Annotated in this window: 6 protein-coding genes; 5 read left to right on the top strand and 1 reads right to left on the bottom strand. The window is 44.4% G+C overall.

Annotated elements, in window-relative coordinates:
• The 5 genes from INT22_RS06360 to INT22_RS06335 all read left to right on the top strand — a co-directional run.
• Window positions 1-609, top strand: a 609-nt coding sequence (locus INT22_RS06360) for a LysE family translocator (RefSeq protein ID WP_226912454.1), incomplete at its 5' end; no start/stop codon positions are given.
• A gap of 485 nt (window positions 610-1094) precedes the next feature.
• Window positions 1095-1841: a toll/interleukin-1 receptor domain-containing protein gene (locus INT22_RS06355; protein ID WP_193060469.1), complete on the top strand. Its 747-nt coding sequence runs from the start codon at window positions 1095-1097 to the stop codon at window positions 1839-1841.
• Window positions 1842-1971: 130 nt separating this feature from the next.
• The gene (locus INT22_RS06350) at window positions 1972-2856 is read left to right on the top strand and encodes an SMODS domain-containing nucleotidyltransferase (protein WP_193060470.1); all 885 of its coding nucleotides are present in this window, start codon (window positions 1972-1974) and stop codon (window positions 2854-2856) included.
• Window positions 2849-3625: a hypothetical protein gene (locus INT22_RS06345; RefSeq protein WP_193060471.1), complete on the top strand. Its 777-nt coding sequence runs from the start codon at window positions 2849-2851 to the stop codon at window positions 3623-3625. Before INT22_RS06350 ends, INT22_RS06345 begins: the two co-directional genes overlap by 8 nt.
• A 610-nt stretch (window positions 3626-4235) precedes the next feature.
• Entirely contained in the window at window positions 4236-4790 is a 555-nt protein-coding gene (locus tag INT22_RS06335) for a hypothetical protein (protein WP_193060472.1), read from the top strand.
• Here the strand turns inward: INT22_RS06335 and INT22_RS20355 are convergent.
• Window positions 4762-4962: hypothetical protein (locus INT22_RS20355; protein ID WP_226912453.1), on the bottom strand; the 201-nt coding region annotated here is incomplete at its 5' end. The genes INT22_RS06335 and INT22_RS20355 overlap by 29 nt on opposite strands.

The following is a 4962-nucleotide window of genomic DNA, read 5'->3' as shown; positions in this document are numbered from 1 at the left end:
TTTGCCTTTGCGCTTGCATCCGTGGCCTTGCTCGCTATTCCTGGGCCGACGATTTTGACGGTTGTCAGCTACACCATCGCCCAAGGCCGACGCGCTAATATTCCGCTTGTCGCTGCGGTGGCATTAGGCGATTCCACGGCGCTGATTTTTTCGCTACTTGGCTTGGGAGCTGTGTTGGCCGCTTCGGCGTTTTGGTTCACCGTTATCAAATGGATCGGCGGTTTATACCTGCTCTATATGGGTATTAAGCTGTTGCGTGCCGGGATATCGTCGGTTCAGCCGGTAACACCTGCGGTATCAGGGTCGCGCTGGAAGCTGTTCACCAATACCTATTTGGTAACGGCACTGAACCCCAAGGGCATCATCTTCTTCGTCGCCTTTTTGCCGCAATTTGTTAGCCCTGGCGCTAATGCGGGGCAGCAGTTGTGGATTTTGGCAGTCACGTTCGTGGCGTTAGCGACACTCAATGCCACGCTTTACGCGGTGTTTGCCTCATCCGTGCGCAAAATGCTTGCCTCACGCCGCGCCCAGCGCCGTTTCAATATTGTGGGCGGAACGTTACTTTCTTCGGCGGGTATTTGGGCACTGCTGGCCAAACGACCTGCATAATAAGCGGCCTGCGAAATAGGCGGTTGGTGATTTTAGACTGTCAGGAAGCCGACGAATTAACCATGATCAGGAAGGCCGGTATTCACAATAAGTGGCGGCATCACGCGCCTGTCCATAGTGAAACCAGAGCTAGACGACTAATTTCTAATGACGGCAGCAATCATTATCTGCTAGCTTTTAGGCTAATTATATTTTGATAGCTGCAGGTTGTTGAATAAACGTAAGCGGAGTCGGTTATTGCGGTCAGAAACCTTGCTAGAAGTACGTTTTCGACCCCAAGCGGACATTCCAGGAAGTTCAGCAGGAGCGCGAATTTTGGCTATATTGCCAAATTTAAATTAATAGCTATAAGAATCATGGGCTTGGGATAATCTGGCAAGCTGCATTTGCCGGAAAAAAGTGCCAGCACGTTTATCCAATCGTAGGATGGGCAGTGTAATACCTGTTAGCCAGACACTATAGACCTCTGCAAGGGAGCTTTTACTATGGCAAAACTCAACCCGAATGAGCTAAAGCGAAAAATACGAGAGGCGCAGCGTAAAGCTCAGCAGCAGGTTAAGCGTGATGTTGATAGAGTCAATCGCGCCAATAAGAAAGTCATCGATGACTACAACCGAAAGGTTGATGCACATAATCGTAAAGTAGTTTCCGATCACAATAGGAGCGTGCGGCAACACAATCAAAAAGCAGACGCTCATAACCGTAAGGTTATAGCTGACTTAAATAGGCAATTACGGACCGCTTCAAGCCCCGTTAGATACTCCGAGACAGAGCGCCAACTTGCAGATAAAGTACATGAAGCAGTTGCCTCACTAGACCCTCGCGAATATGACTCTTTCCTCAGCTATGCTCGAATTGACGGGGCTGAAGTTGCCTCACAGCTTCGAGATGAGCTTGAAAGTTTGGGCGTGGCCGTATGGTTTGATGAGGTCGCAATTATTCCAGGTCGCAGCCAATCACTACAAATGGATGCGGGACTGAGGAAGGCGCGTTCAGGGGTTACAGTCCTTACCCCTGCATATTTGACAGGTAGGTTTTGGACTGAAAGGGAGCTTGGCGCACTGTTAAATAAGAGTACGCTTATTCCTGTTTTGCACAATGTAACCTTCGATGATGTTAAGCAGTACAGTGGGATACTGCCCGACTTGGCAGGTTTTACTACCCAGCACGACTCAGTTGAAGATATCGCCAAAAAAATTGCTGCAGCGGTACTTGTTGAAGACGATGGCTGAGCTGCTATGAGGGGAAAATGGCTAACAAGGCCAGTCACGGCGGCGGCTACTACATTGCGGCTTCGCCTTCATTACGTAGCCGCGCATGCTGGCTGGCGTTAGAATTTGAGGTATACCAAGGAGAACATTAGTGCCTTTACGTAGTGTAAATAGGGGATTTAGGGACTTCCATAGTGCATTGACACCAAGGTCCTATGAATCAGGCAAAGCCTCATCTCACAAGTCGTCGATTACTAGTAGATTGCAGGTATATTATGATTTAAAAAGCCTTTTTTATTCAGGATCTGCAAATAATGGAACTAGTATATCAGGGCATAGCGACGCCGACTTTTTTGCCTCTATTCCACGCAATAAGCTCAAAAAAAATTCTTCAGTCTCGTTGCGGGAAGTCAAAGAGTGTCTACAAGATCGCTTCCCAAATACTAGAGTGTACGTAGATTCTCCGGCCGTAGTTTTAGATTTTGGGGCTGGCTCCTGGGATACCGCTGAGGTAATCCCAGCGGATTATTTATACCGAAGTAGTGAAGAAAAAAACGTATATGATATACCAGATGGAAACGGTGGTTGGATAGAATCAAGCCCTAGCACTCATAACTCTTATGTTGCCCTGCAAAATAACAGGCTTAATAAGAGGCTAAAGCCCCTAATAAGGTTCGTCAAAGCATGGAAATACTATAATAACGTCCCTATATCCTCTTTTTACCTAGAGCTTCGAATTACTAAACTTATGGAAGCTGAGTCATCTATACTCTATGAGATTGATGTTAATTCGGTGCTAAAAAAACTATATGACTGCAATCTAGCTCCAATAAGGGATCCAAAAGGCATATCCGGATTAATATACCCTTGTAAGAGTTCCGCAAATAAGGAAACGGCTTTATCCAAACTGAGAACTGCTAAAGCTCGTTCTCAAAAAGCCCGGGATGCTGAGATGTCTGGAAATATTAGTGAAGCATTTGACTGGTGGGACAAGGTGTTTTTTGGGAAATTTCCGAGCTATTATTACTATGACTGAACTAGATCAAAGAGTTGACGAAGTAGATAAGTATTATAAGCCGGTAAAGAATCTTGATTATTTGTCAAATATTCTTTTCTACATTGGTGCCATGCTGTCTATTTCAATTCCTTTCTTGACGAAAGAGCAGGTGCTTCTTTCGTCCACAGTTCCTGTAGTATTCATTGTTTCCGTATTATTGTATGCGTTTGTCGTCAGTGCAAACTCATACTACTTTATTCCCTTTGCTGAGCGGCAAAGGAGAAGGCAGCTTCTATCCAATTCTCTAGCAGTCCCTTTAAGTTTTGAGGAGACTAATAAATACTACAATAACAAATTGGATCCAAATGTATTGAAACTGGGTGCTAACTTGATGGAGAATTCCTTTTTCGGAAAGCATATTTGTGAACGAATGCTCGTTAAAGAAAGGATTAAAGTTTTCCTCTATGCTGCAATTTGGCTTTTTGTCGCCATTTATAGAGGTAGTGACTTAGGTCTGGTGTTGGCAGCATCCCAACTACTTTTTGCTAGTGAGATAGTATTCAGGTGGATAAAGCTAGAGATTCTTAGGGTAAGAAATGAGCGAGTATTTGACTCGTTATATTCACTCTACCTTGGCCATTCCCAAACCCATAGTCCTACGATTGAGGCGGGAGTACTGGATGCTTTTGCCGAATACGAGGCTGCAAAAGCTAGTGCCGCAGTGAAGCTATCGACTAAAGTATTCAGAAATATGAACGAAGAGCTAACTCAAAAATGGGAACGAGTTAGATCCAAATTGCAAATGTAGTAATTCGTACAAAACGCGCCACTCGGACGCACTAAAGTGCGCCAGTGCGCTTTGGCGTTATGCCCTCGATCGGCCACGTCATTTTATCAAATTAATATAGAAAATATATGGATTCAATATGCACGCACCATGAGCTATATCGCGTACCCGTAAATTGACGAGGTCACATGCTATCGATGGCTAAGTTGAAGAGTGCAAGGTCTCTCGTCTTTTTGGCCAGCTATAGGCGCACACGTATGGCCCAAATATCACGAAGGCGCAGAGGCGCCTTCTGCCCAACCAACTTGCCTTTATTCCAAGGTGTAAATGAGATTTCGGTCGGAACGTTCATGGCATGATTCTCCATTAGGTAGAGATCAAAGAATGGCTCAATTTACGCTCGTCATGTGCTAAGGTTAATTTACAGTCAGGGTTCGACCCTGAGCGGACATTTTGGAAATGCAGTAGGAGCGCGAATTTTGGCTATACGTCCTAATTGAAATTAATAGCCAAAAGGGTTATAGGTTTGGGAGAATCTGGCAGTCTGCATTTACTGGGAAAAGTGCCAGCGTGTTCATTCATCTGTAAAGTGCGCTGGCTAATACGCTGTTATGACTTTCGAGGAAGCTAAGTGGAAATTTTAGGAGTTATTCTTTCGAGCGCGATTGTTGCGACTGTGCTTTCGTCTCTAGTGACGATTTATACTTCCCGTTTAGGGTACAAAGACAAATACTTTGAAAAGCTCATTGATAAGCGTTTACTTGCACATGAAGAGCTTTATGCTGTGGTGAATTCGTTAAAAACTGCGATTCAAGATACGAATTCCGAAGACAGGCGAACATACCACCAAGTTTTCTCTATGGACTATGAAAATTTTAGTCGATTCACCGCACATTCATCTAATCAGAATAACTCGTTTTGGATATCTGATGAGACAAGAAAAGCGGCTATCGATCTCAATAGAGAGTTTTTTCGTTGTCATTTATTATTTCAGAAAACCGGAGACTTAGTTGAGGTGGGACGGCAGGAGTACAAAGAAATTGCAAAAATTCGCGATCAACTTGAAAAATGCCTATTGGCAGAGCTACCCAACCTACACAAAATTGATGTGTTTCTTAGTAATAAAACGATAGAGACACAGGTTGCTGAAGTTGATCTTAAGAAGAGGCCTTCAGATGCGGAGTAATAACAATCCCAGCCAGAGCGACAGACAACACGCCGCATCGCTTTGTGTTTTCTGCGCCTGCTGGTGGCGTTGAAGCTGTAGAAAAAGGTCGTAAGCATTTATCGACCAGGAATTGTTCATTAATTGAGCTAAAAATAGCCTCTAATCTTAAGGAAGCTCTGAAAAAGTCACT

Origin of the sequence: Halomonas sp. 3D7M, assembly GCF_014897885.1 — a bacterium.
GTDB lineage: Bacteria > Pseudomonadota > Gammaproteobacteria > Pseudomonadales > Halomonadaceae > Vreelandella.
Note: the sequence above shows the minus strand (reverse complement) of the source record. Positions and strands in the feature narration are given on the sequence as shown.